The following is a 26140-nucleotide window of genomic DNA, read 5'->3' on the forward strand; positions in this document are numbered from 1 at the left end:
TTAGAGGAAAGGGTCAAAATGAAGATGTCCGATCAGGACCAGGGAGGGCGTTGACCGGACTGACTTGCCAAAGCGGCAGCGCGAACTCAAGTCACAGATGGCTACAGTGCGGAAACATGCCGCACCTTGCAGCGGCGGCGCGAGCCTTTGGAATCGCGATCGGCCTACTGCTCCCTCGCCCCGCTCTTGCGGGGGGCCGAGACGAGCGAAGCCCGCTCTTAGTGGGTTGAGTGAAGGGCTTGCTCCGCACAGACGGCGGCAGACGAGTTGCGGAGACTCCCCCTCACCCGGATCGCACTTCGCTTCGCTGCATGCGATCCGACCTCTCCCCGCAAGCGGGGCGAGGTAAAAAGAAAAAGCGGCGCGAGCCCTGTTGGATCGCGCCGCATTCTCGGATCAGGTTGCGCCGGCCTTCTGCGCGTATTCCCATGACGCCTGCGACAGCGGCACGGTGCGCTTGGCCGACTCGAGGGCCTTGGCATTCGACGCGGTGCCGTCGCGGACCCGCCCCGCGATGCCCTGCGTGATGCCGGCGAGGCGGAACAGATTGTAGGAGAAATACCAGTTCAGGTCCGGCACCGGGATGCCGGTCACGTCGCAGTAAATCTGCGCCGCCTCATCCTGGCTCGGAATGTTCAATGCCTTGAGGTCGGCATTGACGAGGCCCGGCATGGTCCACTGCATCAAGAGGTAGGTGAAGTCGGCCATGGGATCGCCGAGCGTCGACAATTCCCAGTCGAGCACCGCCTGCACCCGCGGCTCGGTGGCGTGGAAGATCATGTTGTCGAGGCGATAGTCGCCATGCACGATCGAGACGCGCTTCTGCTCCGGAACGGTTTTCGGCAGCCACTCGGCGAGCTTCTCGAATTCGGGAATGTGCTGGGTTTCGGAGGCGCGGTACTGCTTGGTCCAGCGATCGACCTGTCGCGCAAAATAATTGCCGGGCTTGCCGAAATCGCCGAGGCCGATCGCCTCGGGATTGAACAGATGAAGCTTGGCCAGCGTCTCGATCTTGCTGGCGAAGATCTTCCGGCGCGCGTCGGGCTCCTGGGTCGGCAACGTCGGATCCCAGAACACCCGCCCCTCTTCCATCGACATGATGTAGAAGGCCGAGCCGATCACCGCGTCGTCGGTGCACAGGGCGTAGGCTTTCGCAACCGGGAAATTCTGCTTGCCGAGCGCCGCGATCACGCGGAACTCGCGATCGACCGCATGCGCCGACGGCAACAATTTACCGAACGGCTTGCGCCGCATCACATAGTTGCGGCCGGGGGTCTCGAGCTTGTAGGTCGGGTTGGACTGGCCACCCTTGAACTGCAGGACCGTGAGCGGGCCCTGATAGCCTTCGACGTGTTCCCTCATCCAGGCATCGAGACTGGCCTCGTTGATACGATGGCGCTCCTCGACTTCCCTTGTGCCGGAAAATTCTTCGTCTTTCCTGACGCCGTCCGCCACGATGACGCTCCCTCAACTCGATTTTTCAAGGAGCGCGTCGGGGCGCTCCCTCAATCAGGCTGGCACGCCAGCCTGATCTCTCTTTTTCATTCTGAGCACGATGTGCGCGCGAACGCCATGCGTTCCGCATCATGCTCAGTGCGACGTGTTTGCATACTTCCGAAGTTCAAGTCTGGCAATGGCGCGATTGTGCACCTCGTCCGGACCGTCGGCGAGACGGAGCGTGCGGATGTGGGCATAGGCGCGGGCGAGGCCTGCGTCGTCGGAGACGCCGCCGCCGCCAAAGGCCTGGATCGCCTGGTCGATGATCTTGAGCGCCATGTTGGGAGCTGCGACCTTGATCATCGCGATCTCGGCCTGTGCGGTCTTGTTGCCGACCTTGTCCATCATGTCGGCGGCCTTGAGGCAGAGCAGACGGTTCATCTCGATGTCGGTGCGGGCGTCGCCGATGCGCTGCTCCCAGACCGAATGCTCGATGATCTTCTTGCCGAACGCGGTGCGCGAGGCGAGCCGCTTCACCATCTTCTCCAGCGCCTCTTCGGCCTGGCCGATGGTGCGCATGCAGTGATGGATGCGGCCCGGACCGAGACGGCCCTGCGCGATCTCGAAGCCGCGGCCTTCGCCGAGCAGGATGTTCTCCTTCGGCACCCGGACGTTCTCGAGCAGCACCTGGGCGTGGCCGTGCGGCGCATCGTCGAAGCCGAACACCGGCAGCATCTTCTCGACCTTGATGCCGGGGGTGTCGAGCGGCACCAGGATCTGCGACTGCTGCTGATGCTTGGCGGCGTTGAAGTCGGTCTTGCCCATCAGGATTGCGATCTTGCAGCGGGGATCACCGACGCCCGACGACCACCATTTGCGGCCGTTGATGACGTAGTGATCGCCGTCCTTCTCGATCCGGGTCTCGATGTTGGTGGCGTCGGACGAAGCAACCGCCGGCTCGGTCATCAGGAAGGCGGAGCGGATCTCGCCGTCCATCAGCGGGCGCAGCCATTTGCGCTTCTGCTCCTTGGTGCCGTAGCGGATGAACACTTCCATGTTGCCGGTATCGGGGGCGGAGCAGTTGAACACTTCGGACGCCCAGGAGATGCGACCCATCTCCTCCGACAGAAGCGCGTATTCGAGATTGGTCAATCCCGCGCCGTGGAATTCATCGTCCTCATGCGAGGACGGCGGCATGAACATGTTCCAGAGGCCTTCGGCCTTCGCCTTCTTCTTCAGGTCCTCGAGGATCGGGATCACCTTCCAGCGCGGGCCCTCGGCGTCCTGCTTGTCGTAGATCGGCACGGCCGGGCGAACATGCGTTTTCATGAAAGCCTGAACGCGCTCCAGCCATTCCTTCTGCCTGGCCGACATCGTGAAATCCATGGGACGCTCCTCGTTTCCTAGACTTGGGCCGCTGACTTGGGCCGCTGACTTGGGCCGATGACCTGGGCCGTAGCCATTTGCCGACATTGTTGACCCCGCCTCCGCGGCTCGCAAGGGCGTTCGCGGAAGGGCGGCGGTGGTGTGCCAGAATGCTGCCCCGCGATCCGCGGATTGACATTTCCGACCGTTCAAACGATAGTTTCATACAAATGTTTGAAATGCAACCTTGCGTTCGTCATTCCGGGGCAGCCTGCAGGGCTGAACCCGAAATCCGGAAATTGTGGAGCGAGATTCCGGGTTCGATGCTGCGCATCGCGCCGGAATGACCGGAGGCTCTCAGCCATGGCCAGCGACCAGACCCGATCCGCCATTCTCGCCGCCGCCGAGCGGCTCTATGCCGACCGCGGCTTCGGCGACGTCACGCTGCGCGACATCGTCGCGGAGGCGAACGTCAACCTCGCTGCGGTGAACTATCATTTCGGCTCCAAGGACGAATTGATCGCGGAGCTGTTCGTCACCCGCAGCATCCAGACCAACCGCGAGCGCCTCAACGAACTGCGGGCGGCGGAGGAAAAAGGCGGCGGCCGCGCCTCGATCGAGGACATCATGCGCGCCCTCGTCGGCCCCACCTTGCGCGGCTGCCTCGGGCCGGATCGCGAGGGCTCGACCGCGGCGCGCTTCATGATCCGCGCCTCGATCGAATCCGTGCCGCCGATCCGCCGCATCAAGAATCGCGAGGTCGATCATTTGCGCAAGTTCGCCGCCGCGATGCGCCGCGCGATGCCGGCCAGCAGCGACACCGAGCTCTATTGGGGCCTGCACTTCGCGCTCGCGATGGCGCATCACACCATCCGCGAGAAGGAACGCCTGCTGCGGCTGTCGGAAGGCAAATGCGACCTCGACGACGTCCGCGCCATCATCGATCGCGTGGTCACGGTCTCGGTGATGGCGCTGACGATGGGCGACGTGCCGAGCAGGCCGGCCGCGCGGCCGGTCGCGATGCACGGCCGGCTGACGCGGCAGGATTTGTGAAGCGAGGGCGCCGCTGCGGCGCCCTGCCCTTACACCATCGCGATGCAGTCGATTTCGACGTCGAACGGCCCGGTCCATTCCGGGATGCAGACGAAGATCCGCGCCGGCGGCTGCTGCGGGAAGTACCTTGCATAGACTGCATTGAAGGTCGTGAAGTGCTTTGCCGAGGCGCAGAACACGTTGCACTTCATCACATTGTCGAGCGTGGCGCCGGCCGCCTCGAGGCATTGCTTGAGCTGCTCCATGACCAGTTCGCTTTGCCGCTCCATCGACGCGCCGGCGGCGAACTCGCCGGTTGCGGGATCGAACGGCGGCAGGCCGGAGACGAAGATCATGTTGCCCGCACGCGTGACCGCCGACGCCGGCGCCTTCCAGCGCTCCAGCCAGCTCGAGATCGGTTCGACGCGGACCACTTCCCGTTTCATGATTGGCACCTTCGATGAGGGATCGATGGCGCCAATCTAGCAGGCGGATGTCAATGATGTTTCGATATGGATCGAAGTGTTATTGCGCGGGCTCCACTGTCTAACCGTCATCCTGAGGAGGCCGCGCAGCGGCCGTCTCGAAGGATCGACGGCCACCAGCCGGGCCGTTCATCCTTCGAGACGCGGCCAAGTGGCCGCTCCTCAGGATGACGGAACGGTGGCCCGCGGCCTCGAAGTCAGCGCCTACAGAATCCCCTGCGCCTTCAGGCCCTCGACCTTGGCGTCGTCATAGCCGATGGTCGCCAGCACGTCCTTGGTGTCGGCCCCTAACAGCGGCGGGGCGCGGTATTCGGTGATCGGCGTGCCGGAGAAGGTCAGCGCGTTGCGGATCAGCGACAGGTTCGGCTCGAAGGGATGGTCGACCTTGACCCGCATGCCGCGCGACTGCACGTGCGGATCGCTGAACACCTGCTCGAAATTGTTGATCGGGCCGGACGGCACGCCGGCCTCCTCGAGCTTCTCCAGCCAATAGGCCACCGGCTTCTTCAGGAACAACCCGGCAAAGATCGCCATGATCTCCTTGCCGTGCACGACGCGGTCGTTGTTCTTGACGAAGCGCTTGTCGTTCGCGAGCTCGGGCTCGCCGAGCACGGCGCAGGTGCGCTGGAACTGGCCGTCATTGCCGACCACCAGCATCAGCTCGCCATCAGTGCAGCGGAACACGCCGGCCGGCATGCCGCCATTGCCCCAAGTGCCGCGGCGCGGCGGGGTCTTGCCATTGACGAGGTAGATCTGCAGCCAGTGCGACAGCGATGCGATCACCGTGTCGAACAGACAGACGTCGATGTGCTGCCCTTCCCCGTTGTTGGCGTCGCGATGGTAGAGCGCCGAGAGGATGCCGATCGAGGTGTTCATGCCGGTCATGTAGTCGACGATCGAGGGGCCGACCTTCATCGGGCCCTCGCCGGGCTCGCCGTCGATATGGCCGGTGACGCTCATCAGGCCGCCCATCGCCTGCAGGATCGCGTCGTAGCCGGCGCGCGGCGCGTAAGGTCCGGTCTGGCCGAAACCCGTGACCGAGCAATAGATGATGCCGGGGTTGAGCTGCTTGATGGTCTCGTAGTCGAGGCCGTAGCGCTTGAGGTCGCCGACCTTGTAGTTCTCCATCATCACGTCGGCCGTCTTGGCGAGCTCGCGGATGATCGCCTGCCCTTCCGGCTTGGCGATGTTGACGGTGACCGACTTCTTGTTGCGGTTGGCGCAGAGGTAGAACGAGTTGTTGTTGTTCTGCTTGCCTTCGGGGTCGGCGAGATAGGGCGGGCCGAAAGCGCGGGCGTCGTCGCCGCCGCCGGGCCGCTCGATCTTGATCACCTCGGCGCCGAGATCCGCCAGCATCTGGGCCGACAGCGGGCCCGCGAGCACCCGCGTCAGATCGAGAATCTTGATGCCCGAGAGTGGCAGAGCCGACATGAACGTTCCTCCAAAATCTTACGATATCTTGATTGTGTGGCGTCGGGCCGCTGCCCGCGCGCGCTCAAGCCTGCCGATACACCATTTTGGTGTGACGAGCACTGCATTGTCGGCATGAAGCCATCCCCGGGCGGCCTATGTGCGGCGCACCGGCGGTATTTGGCCGGAACCGGCCGGCCCCTGCCCCGATTGCCGCCACGCGAAATTGTGAAGATGGCCGACACCGATTTGCCTCAGCGTCAGCGGTATTTTGCCGCGACGAGGAGGAAAACATGCGGACGATCACGACGGTCGGGTTGCTGCTGACGCTGCTTGCGGCCGCGATGCCGCCGGTGGACGCGCGCGGCAGCCACGGCCATGGAGGCGGGCACGCGGTTCACGGCATGCACGTGGGCGGCGCCACTGGCGCCGGCAGTTTTGCCGACGACAAGCGCCACGGCAACGACCCCTACACCAAGGCGGCCTCCGACGAAGAGGACCGCCTGCTCAACAGCAAGCTGAAGAGCATCTGCCGCGGCTGCTAGGACGACGTCCAGCGAAGCCGCGCCAGGATCGCACGGCCCATGATCCAGTCCTTGTCGCTTTCGCTGAGGAACGGAAGCTCCTCCGTGAATTGCGTCACGCGCTGCCGGTAAGTGGCCCGGGCGAATGAGTTGGTTAGATCGGTCCCCCAGTGGCAGCGCTCCGGGCCGTAGGCGTCGAACAGGCGGTGGATGTGCGGGATCACGTCGCGGAATGGATATGGCTCAGTCGAAATCAGCGGGACCGACGACAACTTCACCGATACATTCGCATATTTCGCGAGCGCGGCCGCCTGGACGATAGCCTCCGGCACCATGTTGTTTTCCGATGAGCCGGGACGAGGGCGAAGTCCCGCGCCGACGCCCATGTGATCGATGATGAGCGTAAGTTGCGGGTGCCGCTCGGCGATGCGGGCGAACAGCGACGTCTGCCCCTCAGTGAGAAACATCACCGGCAGGCGGGCCTTCTCCGCCGCCTGCCAGAACCAGTCCGCGGTTCCGTCTGTCAGCCACGCCGCTTCGCCGGGGCCGACGTTCAACCTCACGCCCAGTACGCCGGGCTGGTCGCGCCAAGTCGCAAGCCGTGCCGCGCGGTCGGGCTTGTCGAGGGCGACGCGCGCCATGATGGCGAAGCGGCCCGGGTACCGTCTGACTGCCTCCTGGGCATAATCGATGCGCTCACCTTCAAGCGACACTGGCGGAACGATGACAACGCGATCGACGCCAGCCTCGTCCATCAGTGGAATGACTCGCTCGATGGTGAAGGGCTCCGGGAGCTGCGGCTTGGCACCGGGGAGCCAGGGTCTCTCCGGAGTGCTTGCCGGCCACAGGTGAACCTGCGAATCGACGATCACTCGTTTTTGCTGCGCGACTGCTGCCGTGGCACGTTGCATTGACAGCGCGACACCGGTCGCGACGGCGCCGGTCAGAAGATGACGGCGTGAAGGCATGTAATGTCCTTCCTGTTCTATGGCTTTGGTCACGACATGATGGTGATCGGCACGGCGCGCCTCAGCAGGGGTCACCGCAAACTGGCTCGCAATATTGAAGATCACATCAGGAAATTGCGGCCGTAGAAATAGGGCTCACGGTCAATTTGCGCCGCAACAATCTTGAATCGCGCATTTCTCGGCTGGGCCCTGGCGCGGCGACCTACGACGCGATCGCCTGCCGCAGCTGCGCGGTGGCGCCGATCAGCTTGCCGATCTCGGGCTTGCAGCCGCCGCAATTGGTGCCGGCCTTCAGGCAGCGGCCGATCGCATCGACGCTGTCGGCGCCCTTTTTGATCTCGGCGGTGATCTGGTGCCGTCCGACGCTGAAGCAGGAGCAGACGATCGGGCCGACATCCTCGCCCGCGCCGAACGGCCGTCCGGCCAGCAGCGACATCCGCGCATTGGCCGACAATTGCTGTTCGACGAACAGGCCGGTCAGCCACGCACGCGACGGCAACGTGTGATCGGGAGCGATGAACACGCAGCCCTCAAGCCGGCCGTCACGCACCGCCGCGTAGCGGAAGCGGCCCGCGGCCGGATCGCGATAGGCGATCCATTCGATCTCGACACCTTCGAGCCCGAGCTGCGCCCGCGCCCAGTCGCGCCAGCTCTCCGGGCGAGTGTCGAGCGCAAGTTCGAGCCGCGTGCAATCGCCGGCCTTGCCGTAAACCCAATAGCCGCTTGCCGGACGCCTGATCGCGTCGCGGCTCAGGATGAAGGCGTGCCATTTCGGCGCGTAGGGATCGGCCTTGACCGGCGTGTGCTTCGACTCCGGCTGGCCGGACAGCGGATCGACCGCCGGATTGACCAGCGCGTTGACGCGGCCCTCGCCGGCGAACTCCTCGTTCCAGTGCATCGGCACGAACACGCAGCCGCGGCGCTGGTCGGCGCTGACCACGACGCGCGCGATCATCTCGCCCCAGCTGCTGGTCAGCCGCACCAGTCCCTCGTTTTGCAGGCCGGCCTGCCGCGCATCCTCGGGGTGAAACTCGGCATAGGGCTCGAACACGTGCGCCAGCAGCCGGCCGGTTTTGCCGGTACGGGTCATGGTGTGCCACTGATCGCGCACGCGGCCGGTGTTGAGCACCAGCGGAAAGTCGCGGCTGGTGGCGTTGCGCGCCGCGCGCGGCGCCACCGGCACGAAGCGCGCCTTGCGGTCCGGCGTGAAGAATTGCTGGCTCTCGAACATCCGCGGCGTGCCGGCCGGATGGTCTGACGTCACCGGCCACTGCACCGGCGCCAGCGCGTCATAGGCGTCATCATCCAGCGCCGCCAGCGCCGAGATGTCGAAATCGCGCCGGCCGCTATTCTCGAAGCCCGACAGTTCGGCGTGCTCGCGGAACACCTCGGCGGCCGAGGCATAGTCGAAGCCGGAATATCCCATGCGACCGGCGACGTCGCAGATGATGCGCCAGTCGGCGCGCGCCTCGCCCGGCGTTGCGAGAAACGGCCGCTGCCGCGAGATCCGGCGCTCGGAATTGGTGACGGTGCCGTCCTTCTCGCCCCATGCCAAGGCCGGCAGCAGCACGTCGGCATGGCGCGTGGTATCGGTGTCGCGCATGCAATCCGTCACCACGACGAGCTCGCAGGCGTCGAGCGCGGCGCGCGCGCGATCGGCATCGGGCAGGCTCACCACCGGATTGGTCGAGATGATCCACACCGCCTTGATGCGGCCGTCGGCGATCGCGTCGAACATGTCGACCGCCTTCAGACCGGCCTTCTCCGCGATCACAGGCGCACGCCAGAACCGCTGCACCAGCGCGCGGTGCGCGGGATTCTCGATCTCCATATGCGCGGCGAGCTGGTTGGCGAGCCCGCCGACCTCGCGGCCGCCCATCGCGTTGGGCTGCCCGGTCAGCGAGAACGGCCCCATGCCGGGACGGCCGATGCGCCCGGTCAACAGATGGCAGTTGATGATGGCGTTGACCTTGTCGACGCCGCTCGACGACTGGTTAATGCCTTGCGAATACAGCGTGACGACGCGCTCGGTCCGGGTGAACCAGTCGAAGAACAGCCCGACCGCGCCTTCGGTCAGCCCGCAGATCGCCGCGGTCTGCGCCACGGTCAGGCCGCCGACCTGCTTGAGCGCGTCGACGACACCCGTCGTGCAATTGCCGACAAAGCCGCGGTCGACCGCGTTGCTGCCGGCGAGGAAGGCGAACAGGCCGTTGAACAGCACGGAATCGCTGCCCGAGCGCAGCGGCAGATGCAGATCGGCGCCCTCGCAGGTTGCGGTGCGGCGTGGATCGATCACCACGATCTTGCACGCCGGATTCTTCTCCTTCGCCGCCAGCATGCGCTGGTGCAGGATCGGATGGCACCAGGCGGCGTTGGAGCCGACCAGCACGAGCAAGTCCGCCTGCTCGAGATCCTCGTAGCAGCCCGGCACGGTGTCGCTGCCGAACGCGCGCTTGTGCCCGGCGACACTGGAGGCCATGCAGAGCCGCGAATTGGTGTCGATATTGGCGGTGCCGACGAAGCCCTTGGCGAGCTTGTTGATGACGTAATAGTCCTCGGTCAGCAGCTGGCCGGAGACATAGAACGCGACCGCGTCGGGCCCGTGCTCGCGTATGATCCTGCTAAAGCCATCGGCGACACGATCGAGCGCGTCGTCCCACGCCGCCGGCGCGCCGTCCACCATCGGCTCGAGCAGACGCCCATCGAGATCGATGGTCTCGGCGAGCGCCGAGCCCTTGCTGCAGAGCCGGCCGAAATTGGCCGGATGCTGCCTGTCGCCCTCGACCTGGACGGCGCCCGCCGCGTCCTTCGACGCGATGACGCCACAGCCGACACCGCAATAGGGACACGTGGTCTTGACGGACATTGCCTGACCGCTCAGCTCACCGCCGCCGCCGCCTGCCGCACCGACAGCCAGACAACGCCGTTCTCGACCTTGGCCGGATGGGTATGGGTACAGCCTTCGTCGGGCGCGACCGCCTGCCCGCTCGCCAGCTCGATGACGAAGTTATGCAGCGGACAGGTCACGCGCTTGTTGTGCACGATGCCCTGCGACAGCGGCCCGCCCTTGTGCGGGCAGCGGTCGTCGAGCGCGAACACCTCGTCGCTCTCGGTCCGGAACACCGCGATGTTGCCGCCCGGCGTGCGCACCACGCGCGAGCCGAGCCGCGGAATGTCGGCCAATGCGCCGATTTCGATCCACTGGGTCATGCGAGCTCCAATTCGGCGAGAGGCGCGAACTCGTTGCGGTCGACGCCGCGGCTGGCACGCTCGGCCCACGGATCGGTCTGCGCGAACTGCTGTGAATAGGCAAAGCGAGCGAACAGCGCCTTGCGGTTCGCAACGTCATCGACCACCCGCTTCCTGATCTGCTCGAGACCGACGCGGTCGCACCATTTGTACATGCGCTCGAGATACCAGCCCTCCTCGCGGTAGAGCTGGGTCAGTGCCACGATCACCTCGAGGCATTCGTCCTCGGTCTCGACCTTGGTCAGGAACTCGGTGCCCTTGATGTGCAGTCCGGCGGCACCGGCGAAATGGATCTCGTAACCGGAATCGACGCAGACCACACCGACGTCCTTGCAGGTCGCCTCCGCACAGTTGCGCGGGCAGCCGGAGACGCCGAGCTTGACCTTGGCCGGCGTCCACGAGCCCCACATGAACTTCTCCAGCTTGACGCCGAGGCCGGTGGAATCCTGGGTGCCGAAGCGGCACCATTCCGAGCCGACGCAGGTCTTCACCGTGCGCAGGCCCTTGGCGTAAGCGTGGCCCGACACCATACCGGCGTCGTTGAGGTCGGCCCACACCGCCGGCAGGTCCTCCTTCTTGACGCCGAGCAGGTCGATGCGCTGGCCGCCGGTGACCTTCACCGTCGGGATGTTGAACTTCTCGGCGACGTCGGCGATCGCGCGCAACTCGCTCGGCGTGGTGACGCCGCCCCACATCCGCGGCACCACCGAATAGGTGCCGTCCTTCTGGATGTTGGCGTGGACGCGCTCGTTGATGAAGCGCGACTGCTGGTCGTCGCGATATTCGCCGGGCCAGGTCGCGAGCAGATAGTAATTCAGCGCCGGACGGCAGGAGTGGCAGCCGTTTAGCGTCTTCCACTCCATGAAGCGCATGACCGCGGGAATGGTCTTGAGCTGCTGCTCGACGATCACGCGGCGAACGTCGTCGTGGCTGTGATCGGTGCATTTGCACAGCGGCTTGACCTTCGGGGCCGCCGAATAGTCGCCGCCGAGCGTGAACGCCAGCACCTGCTCGACGAGGCCGGTGCAGGAGCCGCAGGACGACGATGCCTTGGTATGGGCGCGGACGTCGTCGAGCGTGAACAGCTTCTTCTCGCTGATCGCCTTGACGATGGCACCCTTGCAGACGCCGTTGCAGCCGCAGATCTCGGTCTCGTCGCTCATCGCGGCAACCGAGCTCTGGCCGCTGACGCCGCCATCGCCGAGATTGGCGGCGCCGAACACCAGGCGCTCGCGCATATGCGAGACGTCGGTGCCGTCACGCAGATGCTGGAAGTACCAGGGGCCGTCGATGGTGTCGCCATAGAGTACGGCGCCGACGATCTTCTTGTCCTTCAGGATGATGCGCTTGTAGACGCCGCGGTTGGCGTCCTGCAGCACGATCTCCTCCTTGTCCGGCCCCGGCGCGAAGTCGCCGGCGGAGAACAGGTCGATGCCGGTGACCTTCAGCTTGGTCGAGGTGACCGAGCCGTCATAGGTGGCAAACCCCTTCATCGCGAGGTGGTTGGCGCAGACCCTGGCCTGGTCGAACAGCGGCGCGACGAGACCGTAGGTCTGGCGGCGGTGCTGCACGCACTCGCCGACCGCGTAGATGCGGCCGTCATAGGTCTGCATGGTGTCGGAGACGACGATGCCGCGCTCGCAGTAGAGCCCGGCCTTCTTGGCGAGCTCGAAATTCGGGCGGATGCCGACCGCCATCACCACGAGATCGGCCGGCAGCTCGGTGCCATCGCCGAACCGCACGCCTGTGACGCGGTCCTCGCCCAGGATCGCCTGCGTTTGTGCGGGCATCTTGAACACCATGCCGCGCTCTTCCAGCGATTTGCGCAGGAGGCCGCCGGCCACCGGATCGAGCTGACGCTCCATCAGCGTGTCGAGCAGATGCACGACCGTGACGTTCATGCCGCGCTTCATCAGCCCGTTGGCGGCCTCGAGGCCGAGCAGGCCGCCGCCGATCACGACCGCGTTGCGATAGTCGGTCGAAGCCTTGATCATGCGATCGACGTCATAGATGTCGCGGAAGCCGATCACGCCCGGCAGTTCCTTGCCCGGCAGCGGCAGCATGATCGGGTTTGAGCCCGTCGCGATCAGCAGGCGGTCATAGGGCACCCGCTCGCCGGCCTCGGTGACGACTTCGCAGGTCCGGCGATCGATCATGGTGATCGTCTCGCCCTTGCGCAGCGTGATGTTGTTGTCCTCGTACCAGTCGACGGTGTTGAGCATGATGTCGTCGACGGTCTTCTCGCCGGCGAGCACCGGCGACAGCAGGATGCGGTTGTAATTGCCGTAGGGCTCGGAGCCGAACACCGTGATGTCGTAGAGATCGGGCGCGCGCTCCAGCAGCGCCTCGACCGTCCGGATGCCGGCCATCCCGTTGCCGATCACCACGAGCTTTTGCTTGGTCACTTTGTCGAGCATGGTCCGCCTTTCAATTCCGACGGCGCTGCGCAGCGACGCGGCGTGCGTCGTTGATGGGCACCGATAAAGGTTTGGAGTTGTAGGAAGCCCAGCCGCGGGCGCAGACCGTCTTCGATGACGACCGATGTTCCGTTATTGATTGATATTCAAAACGCGTGCCAACCCGTGGCGGGCGAATCCGGCTGCAAAATCAACACGTTTCCGGCCGATCAAAATCCGCCAGGTCGCGCTCCGCGCCGACAGCCGGCCGAAATTTTAGCCACGCCGATGATCTCTTGTGCATCACAGCATCGCGGGCCGCGATGGCGATCGCGAAATCGCATTTGATGCGCGATCGCACGGGCTTGTCGCATCGCACAAAAAAGCACCAGCGTGCACGTTTGCGCGGCGGCACTTGCCGCAAGCCACGCCACGCGCGCCGGCGGAACGCTGTTCGCGCGTGCGCGGCAACGTCTTGCGACTACACGGCAAAGCGACGCGACCGGATCGATGGCACGGTAATTGCTGACCACAACTGTTGACGGAGTGCGTCTCAACGACGAGCGCACTCACCATTCACCAACATTCCATTTGTCTGCGCCTGAGATGGCCGCGCTTTTGCGGCTGCCTCCGCCGCATCAACGCGAGATGCTTGCGATGAAGCTAGCCGAGTTCAAGAAGGCAGGTCACTGGCCGACACTGCTTGCCGCGTTCCTGTACTTCGACATCAGTTTCATGGCGTGGGTCGCGCTTGGACCGCTGATCGTCTACATCGCGAGAGACATGAATCTGGCCGTGAACGAGAAGTTCACCCTCGTTGCCATTCCCGTGCTCGCCGGCGCGCTGCTGCGTGTGCCGATGGGCATTCTCGCCGACATCATCGGCGCCAAGCGCACCGGCATCATCGCCCAGCTCGTCGTGATCGCCGCGACCGCTGCGGTGTGGCATTTCGGCCTGACCAGCAAGCTCGCGATCGAGCTGTTCGGGCTTGCGCTCGGCGTCGGCGGCGCCTCGTTTGCCGTCGCCCTGCCCCAGGCGAGCCGCTGGTATCCGCCGCAATATCAGGGCGTGGTGATGGGGATTGCCGGTGCCGGCAATATGGGCGTCGTGCTCGACACCCTGCTTGCGCCGACCATTGCCGAGCATTGGGGCTGGCAGGCCGTGTTCGGTTGCCTGCTTATTCCGATGCTGATGGTGCTCGCCTATTACGCGTTTGCAGCCAAGGACGCGCCGGGCGAGCGCAAGAAGGTCTCGCTGCAGGCTTACGGCGCGCTGCTGAAGGATTCCGACAGCCGCTGGTTCATGTTCTTCTACTTCATCACCTTCGGCGGCTTCGTCGGCCTTGCCAACGCGCTGCCGCTCTATTTCACCGTGCAGTATCATGTCTCCGGCGTCGCGGCCGGCATGCTGGTCGCGCTGATCGTCGCGTTCGGCTCGGGGTTCCGTCCCGTCGGCGGCATGATCGCCGATCGGATCGGCGGCATTCGTTCGCTGTCGATCCTGTTCGGTGTCGTGGTCGCCGCCTATCTCGTCATCGCCTTCATGCCGGAGGGCCCGACGGCGCCGACGCAGGCCGGCTGGGCGTTGACGGAACTGCCGCGCATCGCCTGGATCTCGGTGCTGCTGTTCTCGATCGGCGTGCTGGCGCTCGGCATGGGCAACGGCGCGGTGTTCCAGCTAATCCCGCTGCGCTTCCGTCACGAGATCGGCCTGATGACCGGGCTGGTCGGCTGCGCCGGCGGCATCGGCGGCTTCTTCCTTGCCCAGACGCTCGGCTTCGCCAAGGGCATGACCGGCGGATTCGGGGCGGGCTTCCTGTTCTTCGGCGGGCTGGCGTTGCTTGGCTTCATCGGACTTGCCATGGTCAAGGTCCGCTGGCGCACCACCTGGGGCGCGGTGTCGGGAGCGCGCGTCTGAGGACTCCGCTCCGCAACGTGACGGGGCTCGGACGTGGCGAACGGTTCGCAACGGGACTTGGGGGTGCGCGTCGGCTTCGCCAGCGAGACCGGCAAGCGCGCCGCCAATGAGGACTATGTCGCGGCCTGCCTCGGCCAGCCGGGTGCGGTTCACCGCGACGTCGTCGCCGCGGTCGCCGACGGCGTCGGCGGCCACAAGGGCGGACGCGAGGCCGCGGAGGTCGCGGTCCGCAGCTTCATCGACGCCTATTATTCGCTGCCCGAGACGCTCGGCGTCCGCCGCCGCGCCGCGCGGGCGCTGGAAGCCGCCAACAGCTGGATCTACGGCCAGGGCCGCGTCGATGCCGCGCGCAGCGGCATGGCCTGCGCGTTCTCCTCGATCATCCTGTCGCGGCGGCAATGCCATGTGATCCATATCGGCGACACCCGTGTCTATCGCCTGAGCGACGGCCGGCTGGAACGCCTGACGCAGGATCATATCGCCGGGCGCGGCGACCTCGCCCACATGCTGAACCGGGCCATCGGTTTCGAGGAATTCGCCCGCTTCGACTACACGTCCCTCGGGCTCCGGCAGCACGACCGTCTCCTGATCTGCAGCGACGGGGTTCACGGCGCGCTCGGCGATTTACGCCTCCAGCAATTGCTGGAGGAACGCACGCCGCCGGACAAATCGGCGCGCAGCATCGTCGATGCCGCCCTCGCGGCCGGCAGCAGCGACAACACGACCGCGCTGGTGCTCGACGTCGTCGACCTGCCGCCGGCGGACCGCGACGATCTCACCCACGCGATCGCGACGCTGCCGATCCTCGATTTGCCGGTGACCGGCGATACGATCGACGATTTCAGCCTCGGCGACGTCTTGTCCGACGGGCGCTACAGCCGCCTGTTCAAGGCGATCGACAAGCGCGCCGGCCGCGAAGTGGTGCTGAAGTTTCCGCATCCACGGGTCGCGAGCGAAGGCTCCTACCGCCTCGCCTTCGTGCGCGAGGCCTGGGTCGCCGCGCGTGTGCGCAGCCTCTGGATCGGCGAAATCATCGAGGTGCCGGCGGAGCGGCAGACCAGGCTCTATTCGGCGATGCCGCTCTACGAGGGCGAAACGCTCGAGCAGCGGCTTGGCCGCGCGCCGCGGCTGTCGCTCACCGACGGCATCGCGATCGCAACCAAGCTGGTGCGCGCGGTCACCGCGCTGCACCGCGCCGGCATCATCCATCGCGACATCAAGCCGGACAACGTGATCTTGCTGAAGGACGGCGGGTTGCGCCTTGTCGACCTCGGCGTCGCGCGGGTGCCGCTGCTGGAGGATTTTCCCGCCGAGGACATTCCGGGCACCGCGAGCTACATGGCGCCCGAACTGTTCGGCGGCAAGGCCGGTGACGAGGCCTCCGACCTGTTCGCGCTCGGCGTCACGGTCTATCGCATGTTCACCGCGAACTATCCGTTCGGCGAGATCGAACCGTTCTCGCGGCCTCGCTTCGGCAAGCCGGCGCCGCTATCGCGCTACCGGCCGGACCTGCCGGCCTGGCTCGACGCGGTGATCGGCAAGGCGCTCAGCGTCGACCCGGCGCAACGCTTCGGCGATGCCATCGAGTTCGCACACGAACTGGAAAACGGCGCGACCTGGGCCGGCCCCGCCGTCACCACCCGCAAATCGCTGCACGACCGCGATCCCGTGACCTTCTGGAAGGTGCTGTGCGCGATCCTGGCCCTGATCGTCGTCGTGCTGCTGGCTCGGCATTAGACTAGCTCCGTCATGCCCGGCCTTGTGCCGGGCATCCACGTCTTCGCTGCAATCGCGTAAGAAAAGACGTGGATGGCCGGGACAAGCCCGGCCATGACGAAAACAAAGAGAGTCATCTTAGATCAGTTAGGCAGCTGAAATTTGGCTATTTCAGTTTGCAGCTCAGGACCCGGCGCGGCGGATCGTGATCCGGGTCTCGTCGGTCATGTCCTTGAGTTCCTTGTTCGGCTCGCGGTAGAGATGGCGCTCGATCTCGACCGTGCGGCCGTCGATCGTCTTGGTGCATTTCTCGTCGACAAATACGCCGCCGACCTCCTGCTTGTCGGCGCCCGGCTGTGCCTTGGAACAGGTCCAGCCGTCCTCGCCATAGCGCGACCTCGCCTGCAGGCCGAGCAGGAAGGCCTTCTTGCGCAGATAGAGCCGCGCCTTCGGATCGGTCTCGATCATCAGCGCCGCGATCTTGGCGTCCTTGTCGATCATGACGGTGAGGATCGCGGGATGGCCGCCGACCATGGTGCCTTCCCGCCCGCTCTCGCGATCGTACTCGAAGCGGATGCCGCGCAGCTGGTCCGGTCCGGCCTGGCAAGCCTGCCACTGCGCCCAGTCGGCCAGTCTGTGGGTCTTCTCGCCGACGCAGGTCAGGTTGATGTAGCCCGCGTCCGGTACGCTGCTGATCGTCATTCCGACGCTGATGTCGCGCAGGTCTCCCGCGGTCGCCATCGCCGGCACCGCTGCCGTGACTGTCACAGCGAAGACCAAGCCACGGATTGCCGATCCTTGCTTGCTCATGGCTTTGCCTTCTCGCTCTGGTCGGACGGCGCGGCGGCGTGGCCGGCCTCCTTGTAGATGTTGCAGACCCGCGAGCCATCGCCGAAAAACGCGATGCATTCATCGTAGGTCGGCTCGCCCTTGCCCTTGACGCGGGCGAGCACGTAGTCGGCGACGGCCTCGATCTCGTTCGGCCGCAGGAACACATTCGCTTCGGGCGGCATGCGGTCCGCGACGTCCTGCCGAGTCATCTCGTAGCATTTCGTGGTGTCGTAGGAGCCGCGCACGAAGAACGGCATGCCGGTGCCCGGCCGCCCGCACGTCACGGTCTCGATGATCTGCTCGCGGGTCAGCTCGGTCTTGCGCAGCGACAGCGCGTCGCCGCCATAGCCGCCGCCACCATTGCCATGCCATTTGTGGCAGCCGACGCAATTGCCGCGCTTGAACACCGCCTTGCCCGCATCGGTCGGATCGCTTGCCGACTGCGCTTGCGCGGTACCGATAAATCCCATCACCAGCGCGTAGCCGAGCCACGCGCCAACCAGCGATATTTTTTTCATTTGTCTTGTTTCTTGTCTTTTTTCTTGTCTTTCTCGGCCAAATCGACGCGGGAGGCCTCGGTGAGAGGCCTCCCGCGCTTGCGACGTCAAAGGGCGAACACGTAGAGCATCGAGCCCGGCTGCATCCGCTTCAGCTCGGGCGTGGCATCGATGAACCACTTGTCCCAGGCACCGCCGAGGCCGACCAGGATCGCGACATACTGCTTGCCATCCACCGAGAACGTCATCGGAGGCGCATTGACGCCGCCGCCGGTGTTGAACTGCCAGAGTTGCTGCAGCGATTTCGCGTCGTAGGCGATCACCTCGCCGGACGGCTGTCCGGAGAACACGAGGTCGGGCGTCGCCAGGATGCCGCCGAGGTTCGGGAATTCGGTCTCCGCCTTCCCTGCCACCTTGCCGGTGGTAACGTCGATCGCGGTGACGCTGCCGGTGATCTTGACCGGCTGGCTCGGTCCGCCGCCCGTGAAGAACTCACGCTTCTTCAACTTGTCCGGCGTCGTCTCCTCGACCGTGATCCGGTTGCAGCTCTCGATCACCGGGATGTACCAGAGCTTCAGGTTCGGATTGTACGCGGTCGGCGGCCAGTTCTTGCCGCCCATGTTGCCGGGGCAGATGTCCGTCACCTTGTTGGTCCGGCTTGGCGTCACCGCCGCGTTGTAGCGCTGCACGCCCTGCTTCGGATCATACTCCACCGGCTTGCCGGATTCGGGGTCGAGACCCTTGGTCCAGGTCACCTTCTTGACGAACGGCAGCCCCCAGATGAACTTGCCGCTGTTGCGGTCGATCGCATAGGCAAAGCCGTTGCGGTCGGCCTCGAGCGCGAGCTTCTGCGTCGTGTTGTTCGGACCGGGGACGTCGACCAGCACGTTCTCCGCCACGCTGTCATAGTCGTAGGGATCGTTCGGCGTGTGCTGGTAGTGCCACTTGATCTTGCCGGTGTCGGCATCGAGACCAAGCGAGGAGTCGGTGTAGAGATTGTCGCCGGGCCGATACTCGTTGTCCCAGTCCGGTCCGGGATTGCCGACGCCCCAGACGATGGTGTTGGTCGAGGGGTCGAAGCTGCCGGTGACCCAGGTCGATCCGCCGCCGCTCGCCTTGGCGTCCTTGTCGTCCTTCCAGGTCTCGTGACCGGCCTCGTCCTTGCCCGGGATGGTGTGGGTGCGCCACACTTCCTTCTGGCTCTTCAGGTCGGTCGCGGCGATCCAGCCGCGAATGCCGTATTCGGCGCCGGCAACGCCCGTGATCGCCATATCCTTGACGATCAGCGGTGCGCCGGTGATCACCTCGCCCTTGTCGGGATCGGCGACCTGGCGCTGCCAGGCGACCTGCCCGGTCTCCTTGTTGGTCGCGATCAGGCGGCCGTCGAGCGTGTGCGAGACGACGAGGTTGCCCCACAATGCGACGCCGCGGTTGTCGACGCCGCAGCAGGCGACTGCGCCGGCCCAGTCATGGTCGGTCTTCGGATCCATCTTCCAGAGCAGCACGCCTTTGCCGCCATGCGCATCGATCTTGTAGACCGAACCCCAGCCGTCGGTGACATACATGAAGCCGTTCTCGACGATCGGCGTCCCCTCCAGGCCGCCATGCGACCAGATTCCGCCGCCCTCGACGCCGCCGAGATGCATGGTCCAGGCGACCTTGAGGTTCTTGACGTTGTCCTTGTTGATATCGGCCAGCGACGAGAAGCGCGTCGCCGAATAGTTCTTGTGGTGGTGCAGCCAGTTGCCTGCTTCCTTGTCAGCATTGAGCAGACGGTCCTGGCCGACATCGTCGGCGAGCGCGAAAGAGCCCGCGAAGGTCGCTGCGGATGCTACTGCCGCGGCGAGCATATGCGACTTTACCCAATTCAACCTTGTCATGAGTTCATTTCCTCCGGATCTAGCATTCTTCATTGATCGAACCGCCCGTCACACACGGGCGATCACGCGAGAAGCCTTGAGTCCCGGCGCATGGCTGTGCACCACCCGCCGTCTTCTTGAGTCACTTGTGTGAGGTCACTTCTGGACCTGTACCTCCGTCTCGATGGTGCCTGCTTTCTGAAAAACGATCGCGCATTTGAAGGTCTCGCCCGGCGTGAGCGCCTGACGCATCTGCAGCAGCATGACGTGATAACCGTCACGCTTCAGCTCGAGCATTGCCTTTGCCGGCACTGGTATATTGGATATCGAGCGCATCGCTGGTGCGCCCTCGCCGCGATCCACAGTATGACGCTCGGAAAAATTCGCAACTGGGCAGCGGACACGAAGCAACGCATCGGCGCTGTCGGCCTCGTTCTTGATCGTCATCGTCAACGGTAGGTCCCCGCCCGCTTTGTCGACCGCCGGCACGCGCGCGTCCACAATCTGCAAGGACTCGTTCGCGGCGGCGTTATGCATCACTCCGAACGTGCTGATCAGGCAGAATAATGGCAACGCCATCCATGATCGGCACGCAACGGCGCAATGCAACTCCCGCTCGAACGACATCAAGTTCTCTCCCAACATGATTTTTGCAGCATTGTTTCATGCTTCGTCGTGCGCTTCCAGCAATAGATCGCGAACGCTGCATCAACGCGATTTTGGGCACGCATAGCGGCCATGCTAGCTTCTTGCGCATGAGTGCTCTCGATAAACTTCCGCCGGCACAGCGCGACGCAGCACATGCCGCACTGCGTCAGGTGATCGGCACCGTAGCGATCGACGCGGTCACATCGGTCTCGGGCGGCGCAACGTCGGCGCAATTGTTCCGGATCGATGCAGGCGGCGAGAATTATTTGCTCCGAATCGAAGGAATGCCGAGCCCGCTGCGCAATCCGTTTCAGTATGTGTCGCTCAGGATCGCCGCCGAGGCCGGCATCGCGCCGCGACTCCATTTTGTCGACGAGGCCTCGCGCATCGCTGTGATGGATTTTGTGCAGCGGCAGCCGCTCGGCCGCTATCCCGGCGGCCTGCCGGCGCTGGCGAAGGCGCTCGGCGAATTGCTGGCGCGCCTGCAGGCGACGCCGACCTTTCCCGCTTTCGTGCGCTACCCCGACATCGTGGCCCGGCTCTGGGCCCATGTCGGCCGCACCGGCCTGTTCGCGCCCGGCGTGCTTGAGCGCTGCAACGCGCACCTCGCGCGCATCCGCGCGGCCTATGCCTGGGATGAGGCCAACTCGGTGTCGAGCCACAACGACTCGCTCCCCGCCAACATCCTGTTCGACGGCAACAGGCTCTGGATGATCGACTGGGAATCCGCCTATCGCACCGATCCGCTGGTCGATCTTGCGATTGTCGGCGATAGCCTGGCGCGGACGCCGGAGCTGGAAAACATCTTGCACCGTGCCTGGCTCGGCCGCCCGCTCGACGAGGCGCTGCGCGCACGGCTCGCACATGTCCGCGCGCTCACCCGGCTCTACTATGCCGGCGTGCTGCTCAGCGCATCCGCGACGGCGCCGCGCACCACACCCGACACGAGCCTTGCGGCACCGACGCTTGCCGGGCTCGCAGATGCCACACGCGCCGGCCGGCTCAAGGCCGGCACGCCGGCGGCCAAGCACGTGCTGGGCAAGATGTTCGTCGCCGCGTTCCTGACCGAGGTCGCGACGCCCGGCTTCGATCTTTCGGTCTGACGTTCACCCCGGCGGATTGAACGTCGACGGAAAGAACTGCGGCGCAGGTCACTGCGGCACCGGGTGCAGCCTTGCGAGCTGGTCGAGCGACAATTCGGCTTCGCGATCGCTCAGGGGAAAACGCACGATCACGTCCTGACGCGCCAGCTGGCCCCAAAGCGCGTCCGACGACCATTTCTGCGGCTCGGGTCCGCGCGGACCATCGACCCAGATGAAATACCATTCCGCCATGGAGGCGACCAAAGCTCCTCGCCGGAACATTGGTCCTTCACCGGCCAATCCGCAACGCCCGATTTCGGGCGCGGCCGCGGCAGGTAGGGCTATTCGTACGGCTTGCCGTCCTTGTGCAGGAAGCGGCCGTCGGAGCTCGGGCTCATCATGTCGATGTCGGAGCAGGTGATAACGTCGGCGCGCGAGCGCGAGCCGACCTCGAGATAGGTCGCCGTCATCTGCGACCTGTTGATCAGATGATGCCCGTTGCCGGAGTTTTTCGGGAACGCCGCGCAATCGCCGGCCCGCAGCACCGTCTCGCCGCCGTCCTCCACCAGAACCACCTCGCCCGCGAGCACATAGACGAACTCATCCTCATCCGAATGCCAGTGGCGCTGGCTCGACCAGTTGCCGGGCGGCAGCCGCATCAGGTTGACGCCGAAGTCGGCGAGCCCGCCGGCATCACCGAGACGCTGCCGCACCCGCTCGGCGCACGGCGCCGCGAACTCCGCCGGATAGCCGGTCCCCTTGCGCTCCGCCACGTTTGCAAGGTCGATCCTGGGCATGGCGTCTCTCCAGCGAGTTGGCGGGCGAACGAGCGATCGGGCCGGCTGTAAACCGTTTCATGGAAGGCGGCAGCGAGGAGGTTCCGCGGTCAGCCGCCAAATCGCTTCACCAGTTTTGAACTTTTGGCCGTGCTTATCTGCTGACCGGTCAAATCGCTTCCCACGCTCAATCCCTTCGTCATCAAGTTGCTGCGCAGGGCGGCCTGCTTCTCATCGGCGTAATCTACGTCGACGTGGTCGAGACTCATCAAATGCCCAAGTTCATGGGCCCACGCGCGTCCGTTGGCAAAGTCATTGCCATACCATTGGACAAAGCTTGCCGGCTCGGGATCGCTATGAAGATACGAGCCGCCACCGGCCGAGAGATTGACTATCGGATTGACGAGATAGATGTGGACCGCATTGTCGGGAGCATGCCGGAAACTGAGAACATCCAGCACGCGCTGATCATTGTTGCGCGCGCTCTTCGCCATATCGAGCGGTTTATCTTCCACGTAATCATTGATCACGAACGCGATCTTGGCCTTCGCCCAGATCTTATTGACCACATCCAGTGCCTTCTTGGCGGCCTCGCCACTCCATTTTTGCGGCTCGGCGACACCTTTCTCGGCAAATGGCGTAATGTAGATTTTCAGTGGAATAGACATGTGCGTCTCCAGAGATTTCGACGACACCTGCGGTGGGCGTCCACACGTCGACGTCCGGATCCCGAGGACGCAGATTTCGATTCTTTCGGGACTCGCACGTCTCAGCTCGAACGGATCGGCGTTGCTTCCAGATAGACGCAGTTCGCGCTCCTATGGAAGAGGCCCGCGGCTGCGACAAACAGCCGAGACGAACGGGCTGAACCTTGTCGACGCCACCGAGAACAACGACGCGGCCGTCACACGCTGACGATCCGGCACGCGCATCGCCTGAGCATACGAGTTCAATTCCGAGATCACTATCGAGAGATGGAACTTCGCTTGGCGAAGCCCAGCCGGATGCCGGCACTGCCAGCCATTCCGGCGCCAAAGATAAAAGACAGCTATTTCAATAACTTACAGATCGACTGACATTTATTCGGCCGTGTACCATCGGCCCTACACGCTTCGGTGTATCCTTGAACAATCTCGCCGCCCCGGACGACAACATCAGGAATGGATTGGACTCAAGTTTGTTCTCTACGGAGGTATGCCGGCGCCCGTAACGCTTGACGCAGTGGAGTTTGCGCGCGGCCACCTTCGATAAACCTGCCGTTGTTTCGAGCCGATTTTGGACGTTCGCCATGCGCTACACGCTCCTCCGAGTTCTTGTTTTTCTTGCTGCTTCGGTTCTCCTGGCGTCTCAGCCAGCCTGGGCAACGAAGCGAGTGGCTTTGGTGGTCGGCAATTCGAACTATCAAAATGCGCCACTACTTCCGAATCCTGCCAATGATGCCACCGCTATCGCCGCGACCTTGAAGGGCGCCGGGTTCGATTTGGTGGTGTCTCGGCTGAACCTGACCTCGAGCGACATGCGGCGGGCACTGAGGGATTTCGCCGATCAAGCTCGCGATGCAGATATCGCCATCGTCTACTATGCAGGTCACGGAATCGAGATCGACGGGACGAATTATCTGATCCCGACGGATGCCAGACTTGAACGCGACACCGATATCTATGACGAGGCCTTCTCGCTCGATCGTGTCCTGCTGGCGATCGAGCCCGCGAAGCAGCTGCGCGTCGTGATTGTCGACGCCTGCCGCAACAATCCATTCGCCGACACGATGAAACGAACCGTCGCTTCGCGCGCGATCAGCCGCGGGCTCGCCCGGGTAGAACCCGCCGTATCCAATACGCTGATCGCGTTTGCGGCGAAGGCCGGACTGACCGCGCTCGACGGCAACAGCACGAACAGTCCCTACGCGACAGCGCTGGTGAAATATATCGCAAAGCCTGGACTGGACCTGCGCAGGGCTTTCGGCTTCGTCCGCGATGATGTCTTGCAAGCGACCGGCAACCGGCAGGAGCCTTACGTTTACGGCTCACTGGGCGGTGAGGACGTTGCGCTCGTGCCAAAGGCAGAAGAGCCGGCGCCGCCGGCGGTTAACGCCTCGTCGGAGATCCGTCGCGACTACGAATTGGCCCTGCAGGTCGGCAATAAGGCCGCCATGAGCGCGTTCCTCGCCCAGCATCCCGACGGCTATTATGCAAATCTGGCCAAGCTTCAGCTCAACCAGATCGACGCGGAGGACGCGCGCGTTACCGCCACCAGGAAAGCGCAGGAAGCGGAGCAGCAGAAGGCGCGGCTTGCGTCCGAAGGTGCCCAGCGAGCGGAGCAGGAAAAGGCGGCCGCAGAATTCAAGGCCGCGGAGGATGCTCGTATCGCGGCAGAAAGAACAAAGCAGGCGGCGCAGGACCAAGCTGCCGAGGCTGAACGGAAGCGGACCGCATCCCAAACCTCAACGGTCGCCATGCTTTCCGCGAACGGACCTGTGCCAGACAGCGCCAAGCCGGACAATATTGCAACCGCTACCCCGTCGCTGAATAGCGAGGGCGCGAAGGTAGCCGCCTTGAACACGGCGCCGCCGCAGGAGGATCTTGCCAAATCGATGCAGAGCGAGTTGAGCCGGGTTGGCTGTTTCACAGGCTCCATCGACGGTGATTGGAACGCGGCCTCGCGTCGCTCCCTGACCCTGTTCAACCGGCACGCCGGAACCAAATTTGACGTCAAGCTTGCAAGCCTCGATGCGCTCGATGCAATCAAGCTAAAACCGGCCCGGGTTTGCCCGCTGATCTGCGAGCATGGCTACAAGGCCGACGGCGATCAGTGCCGCAAGATCACCTGCGCCGAAGGCTTGTTTTTGAACGACGATAACGAATGCGAGAAGCGGCGCGGGAAAAAGCCGGTGGCGAAGCGTTACATTGATGAGCGCCCGTCGCGCGCCGATCGTCCGGTCCGCGAGAGGCCCGAGCCACAAGCCGACACTCCCCGACGACAGGCGACGGCGAGACCCTCTGGTGGCAGCGGCCAGATCGTGTGTGATGCTTATCTATGCCGCCCGGTCCGTCGCGGATGTCATCTCGATTACCGTGGCGGCGGAGGTCCCGGCGGCGGTACCGGCAATGTTGAGGTCTGCAACTAGGACGGCATGCACGGCGGCGCGCTCGAGATCGGGCCGCCGTCTCCTCCCCGCAATCGGCAATGCCGGGGGCAAGGGAGCCAAACCGCGGGGCCCTGCACGCAAGACGCCGGACAGCAGCCTCGGCCACAAGAATATTCACCACATGATCGCGCGGGACGGTCTCCTCAACCGCCCGGGTAGCCGTAGCAACGCAATCGCTGACCTACTTGATGGAGTATGATTTGATGTCGAACGACCAGTTGTTCGGCAACAGTCTTCCGCCGCCGCTGTCCGGTATCCGCAGCTGACTGGTCCAATCCGACAGATAGCTCAACGTGTCAGCCGGCCCCTGAAGCTTGCGCTGAATGTCCGGCAAATCGAGCAATTGCACGCGTCGCTCGCTCAGGATCGCAACAATCACGGCGGACCCGGCCGGGGGCGCGACGACATATTCAAATCCACGTTGCTGAGCCGCCGGGGTCGGAACGATGAATTGGACGCCAGGCTTGACAAGATTCATGTCGGGTCCGACCGACTGCGCCAATAGCTCGGCAGTCGGGAAGATCTGGGACATCCGCCCTTCCGCATCAACATCCACCAGCATCAGATAGCCCGGCTTCCTGGCGGTTACGCCGAATGACACCTTGCCGCCAATGTTGACGGTTGGACCCGGCAGGATTTCAAGCGCCACGCCGGCGGCATTTGCCGGGCCGCGCGGGGCCTGTACGCGCCAGAGCAACGGAGCATTCGTCGCACCTGCCGATGGAGCGGCCGATGGCGGCGGCGTCGCCCACGCGGCCCCGCTTCCTGCCAGCAGCAGCACGATCGCGAACCAGGATTGC

The 26140-nt window shown here is 64.5% G+C and carries 22 protein-coding genes; 6 read left to right on the forward strand and 16 right to left on the reverse strand.

Going from position 1 to position 26140, the window contains the following annotated elements:
- Positions 1-396: 396 nt before the first annotated feature.
- Both I6F38_RS11340 and I6F38_RS11345 read right to left on the reverse strand, forming a co-directional pair.
- Positions 397-1455: a phosphotransferase family protein gene (locus I6F38_RS11340; protein ID WP_018272167.1), complete on the reverse strand. Its 1059-nt coding sequence runs from the start codon at positions 1453-1455 to the stop codon at positions 397-399.
- Positions 1456-1590: 135 nt separating this feature from the next.
- Positions 1591-2823, reverse strand: coding sequence for an acyl-CoA dehydrogenase family protein (locus I6F38_RS11345; protein WP_225160352.1), 1233 nt, complete (start codon positions 2821-2823; stop codon positions 1591-1593).
- Between the two features lie 342 nt (positions 2824-3165).
- On the opposite strand from I6F38_RS11345, the gene I6F38_RS11350 reads away from it, so the two are divergent.
- A complete protein-coding gene (locus I6F38_RS11350) occupies positions 3166-3855 on the forward strand; it encodes a TetR/AcrR family transcriptional regulator (RefSeq protein WP_225160353.1) in 690 nt (229 codons plus the stop codon).
- A 29-nt stretch (positions 3856-3884) separates the two neighbouring features.
- Here the strand turns inward: I6F38_RS11350 and I6F38_RS11355 are convergent, their stop codons facing one another.
- Positions 3885-4280, reverse strand: a complete 396-nt coding sequence (locus I6F38_RS11355; RefSeq protein ID WP_225160354.1) for a Rid family hydrolase — start codon at positions 4278-4280, stop codon at positions 3885-3887.
- Positions 4281-4523: 243 nt separating this feature from the next.
- Positions 4524-5750 carry a CaiB/BaiF CoA-transferase family protein gene (locus I6F38_RS11360; RefSeq protein WP_225160355.1) on the reverse strand — a complete coding sequence of 409 codons (1227 nt, stop codon included), beginning with the start codon at positions 5748-5750 and terminating at the stop codon, positions 4524-4526.
- 272 nt (positions 5751-6022) lie between these two features.
- Here I6F38_RS11360 and I6F38_RS11365 point away from each other — a divergent pair, with 272 nt between their 5' ends.
- Positions 6023-6274 carry a hypothetical protein gene (locus tag I6F38_RS11365; RefSeq protein ID WP_225160356.1) on the forward strand — a complete coding sequence of 84 codons (252 nt, stop codon included), beginning with the start codon at positions 6023-6025 and terminating at the stop codon, positions 6272-6274.
- On the opposite strand, the gene I6F38_RS11370 is transcribed toward I6F38_RS11365, so the two are convergent.
- From I6F38_RS11370 to nirB, 4 genes are all read right to left on the reverse strand, one after another.
- The gene (locus I6F38_RS11370; RefSeq protein ID WP_225160357.1) at positions 6271-7326 is read right to left on the reverse strand and encodes an amidohydrolase family protein; all 1056 of its coding nucleotides are present in this window, start codon (positions 7324-7326) and stop codon (positions 6271-6273) included. The genes I6F38_RS11365 and I6F38_RS11370 overlap by 4 nt on opposite strands.
- Positions 7327-7423: 97 nt before the next feature.
- The gene (locus tag I6F38_RS11375) at positions 7424-10087 is read right to left on the reverse strand and encodes a nitrate reductase (RefSeq protein WP_225160358.1); all 2664 of its coding nucleotides are present in this window, start codon (positions 10085-10087) and stop codon (positions 7424-7426) included.
- Between the two features lie 11 nt (positions 10088-10098).
- Complete coding sequence (gene nirD / locus I6F38_RS11380) at positions 10099-10431, reverse strand: nitrite reductase small subunit NirD (protein WP_225160359.1); 333 nt, start codon at positions 10429-10431, stop codon at positions 10099-10101.
- On the reverse strand, positions 10428-12887 hold the full coding sequence (nirB, locus tag I6F38_RS11385; protein ID WP_225160360.1) for a nitrite reductase large subunit NirB: 2460 nt from the start codon (positions 12885-12887) through the stop codon (positions 10428-10430). The genes nirD and nirB overlap by 4 nt, the downstream gene beginning before the upstream one ends.
- 636 nt (positions 12888-13523) lie before the next feature.
- On the opposite strand from nirB, the gene I6F38_RS11390 reads away from it, so the two are divergent.
- Entirely contained in the window at positions 13524-14783 is a 1260-nt protein-coding gene (locus tag I6F38_RS11390; RefSeq protein ID WP_028339346.1) for an MFS transporter, read from the forward strand.
- A gap of 63 nt (positions 14784-14846) precedes the next feature.
- Positions 14847-16520, forward strand: coding sequence for a bifunctional protein-serine/threonine kinase/phosphatase (locus I6F38_RS11395; RefSeq protein WP_225160361.1), 1674 nt, complete (start codon positions 14847-14849; stop codon positions 16518-16520).
- Between the two features lie 162 nt (positions 16521-16682).
- Here the strand turns inward: I6F38_RS11395 and I6F38_RS11400 are convergent, their stop codons facing one another.
- The 4 genes from I6F38_RS11400 to I6F38_RS11415 all read right to left on the reverse strand — a co-directional run bounded on the left by I6F38_RS11400 (position 16683) and on the right by I6F38_RS11415 (position 20313).
- Positions 16683-17309 carry a hypothetical protein gene (locus I6F38_RS11400; RefSeq protein WP_225160362.1) on the reverse strand — a complete coding sequence of 209 codons (627 nt, stop codon included), beginning with the start codon at positions 17307-17309 and terminating at the stop codon, positions 16683-16685.
- Complete coding sequence (locus I6F38_RS11405) at positions 17306-17848, reverse strand: c-type cytochrome (RefSeq protein ID WP_225160363.1); 543 nt, start codon at positions 17846-17848, stop codon at positions 17306-17308. Before I6F38_RS11405 ends, I6F38_RS11400 begins: the two co-directional genes overlap by 4 nt.
- Positions 17849-17934: 86 nt before the next feature.
- The gene (locus I6F38_RS11410) at positions 17935-19707 is read right to left on the reverse strand and encodes a PQQ-dependent dehydrogenase, methanol/ethanol family (RefSeq protein WP_129965109.1); all 1773 of its coding nucleotides are present in this window, start codon (positions 19705-19707) and stop codon (positions 17935-17937) included.
- 135 nt (positions 19708-19842) lie between these two features.
- Positions 19843-20313, reverse strand: a complete 471-nt coding sequence (locus tag I6F38_RS11415) for a copper chaperone PCu(A)C (protein ID WP_346657109.1) — start codon at positions 20311-20313, stop codon at positions 19843-19845.
- 128 nt (positions 20314-20441) lie between these two features.
- Here I6F38_RS11415 and I6F38_RS11420 point away from each other — a divergent pair, with 128 nt between their 5' ends.
- The gene (locus I6F38_RS11420) at positions 20442-21437 is read left to right on the forward strand and encodes a phosphotransferase (RefSeq protein WP_225160364.1); all 996 of its coding nucleotides are present in this window, start codon (positions 20442-20444) and stop codon (positions 21435-21437) included.
- Positions 21438-21485: 48 nt separating this feature from the next.
- Here I6F38_RS11420 and I6F38_RS11425 read toward each other — a convergent pair whose 3' ends face one another.
- The 3 genes from I6F38_RS11425 to I6F38_RS11435 form a co-directional block, all read right to left on the reverse strand.
- Positions 21486-21668 carry a hypothetical protein gene (locus tag I6F38_RS11425; protein ID WP_168857061.1) on the reverse strand — a complete coding sequence of 61 codons (183 nt, stop codon included), beginning with the start codon at positions 21666-21668 and terminating at the stop codon, positions 21486-21488.
- 89 nt (positions 21669-21757) lie between these two features.
- The gene (locus I6F38_RS11430) at positions 21758-22213 is read right to left on the reverse strand and encodes a cupin domain-containing protein (protein ID WP_225160365.1); all 456 of its coding nucleotides are present in this window, start codon (positions 22211-22213) and stop codon (positions 21758-21760) included.
- Between the two features lie 89 nt (positions 22214-22302).
- The gene (locus tag I6F38_RS11435; RefSeq protein WP_225160366.1) at positions 22303-22860 is read right to left on the reverse strand and encodes a zinc-dependent metalloprotease; all 558 of its coding nucleotides are present in this window, start codon (positions 22858-22860) and stop codon (positions 22303-22305) included.
- A gap of 620 nt (positions 22861-23480) precedes the next feature.
- On the opposite strand from I6F38_RS11435, the gene I6F38_RS11440 reads away from it, so the two are divergent.
- Positions 23481-25319, forward strand: coding sequence for a caspase family protein (locus I6F38_RS11440; protein WP_225160367.1), 1839 nt, complete (start codon positions 23481-23483; stop codon positions 25317-25319).
- A 202-nt stretch (positions 25320-25521) separates the two neighbouring features.
- Here I6F38_RS11440 and I6F38_RS11445 read toward each other — a convergent pair whose 3' ends face one another.
- Positions 25522-26121 carry a DUF4384 domain-containing protein gene (locus tag I6F38_RS11445; protein WP_225160368.1) on the reverse strand — a complete coding sequence of 200 codons (600 nt, stop codon included), beginning with the start codon at positions 26119-26121 and terminating at the stop codon, positions 25522-25524.
- Positions 26122-26140 lie beyond the last annotated feature (19 nt).

It is taken from the genome of Bradyrhizobium sp. BRP56 (genome assembly GCF_020194035.1).
GTDB classification, from domain to species: Bacteria; Pseudomonadota; Alphaproteobacteria; order Rhizobiales; family Xanthobacteraceae; genus Bradyrhizobium; species Bradyrhizobium australafricanum.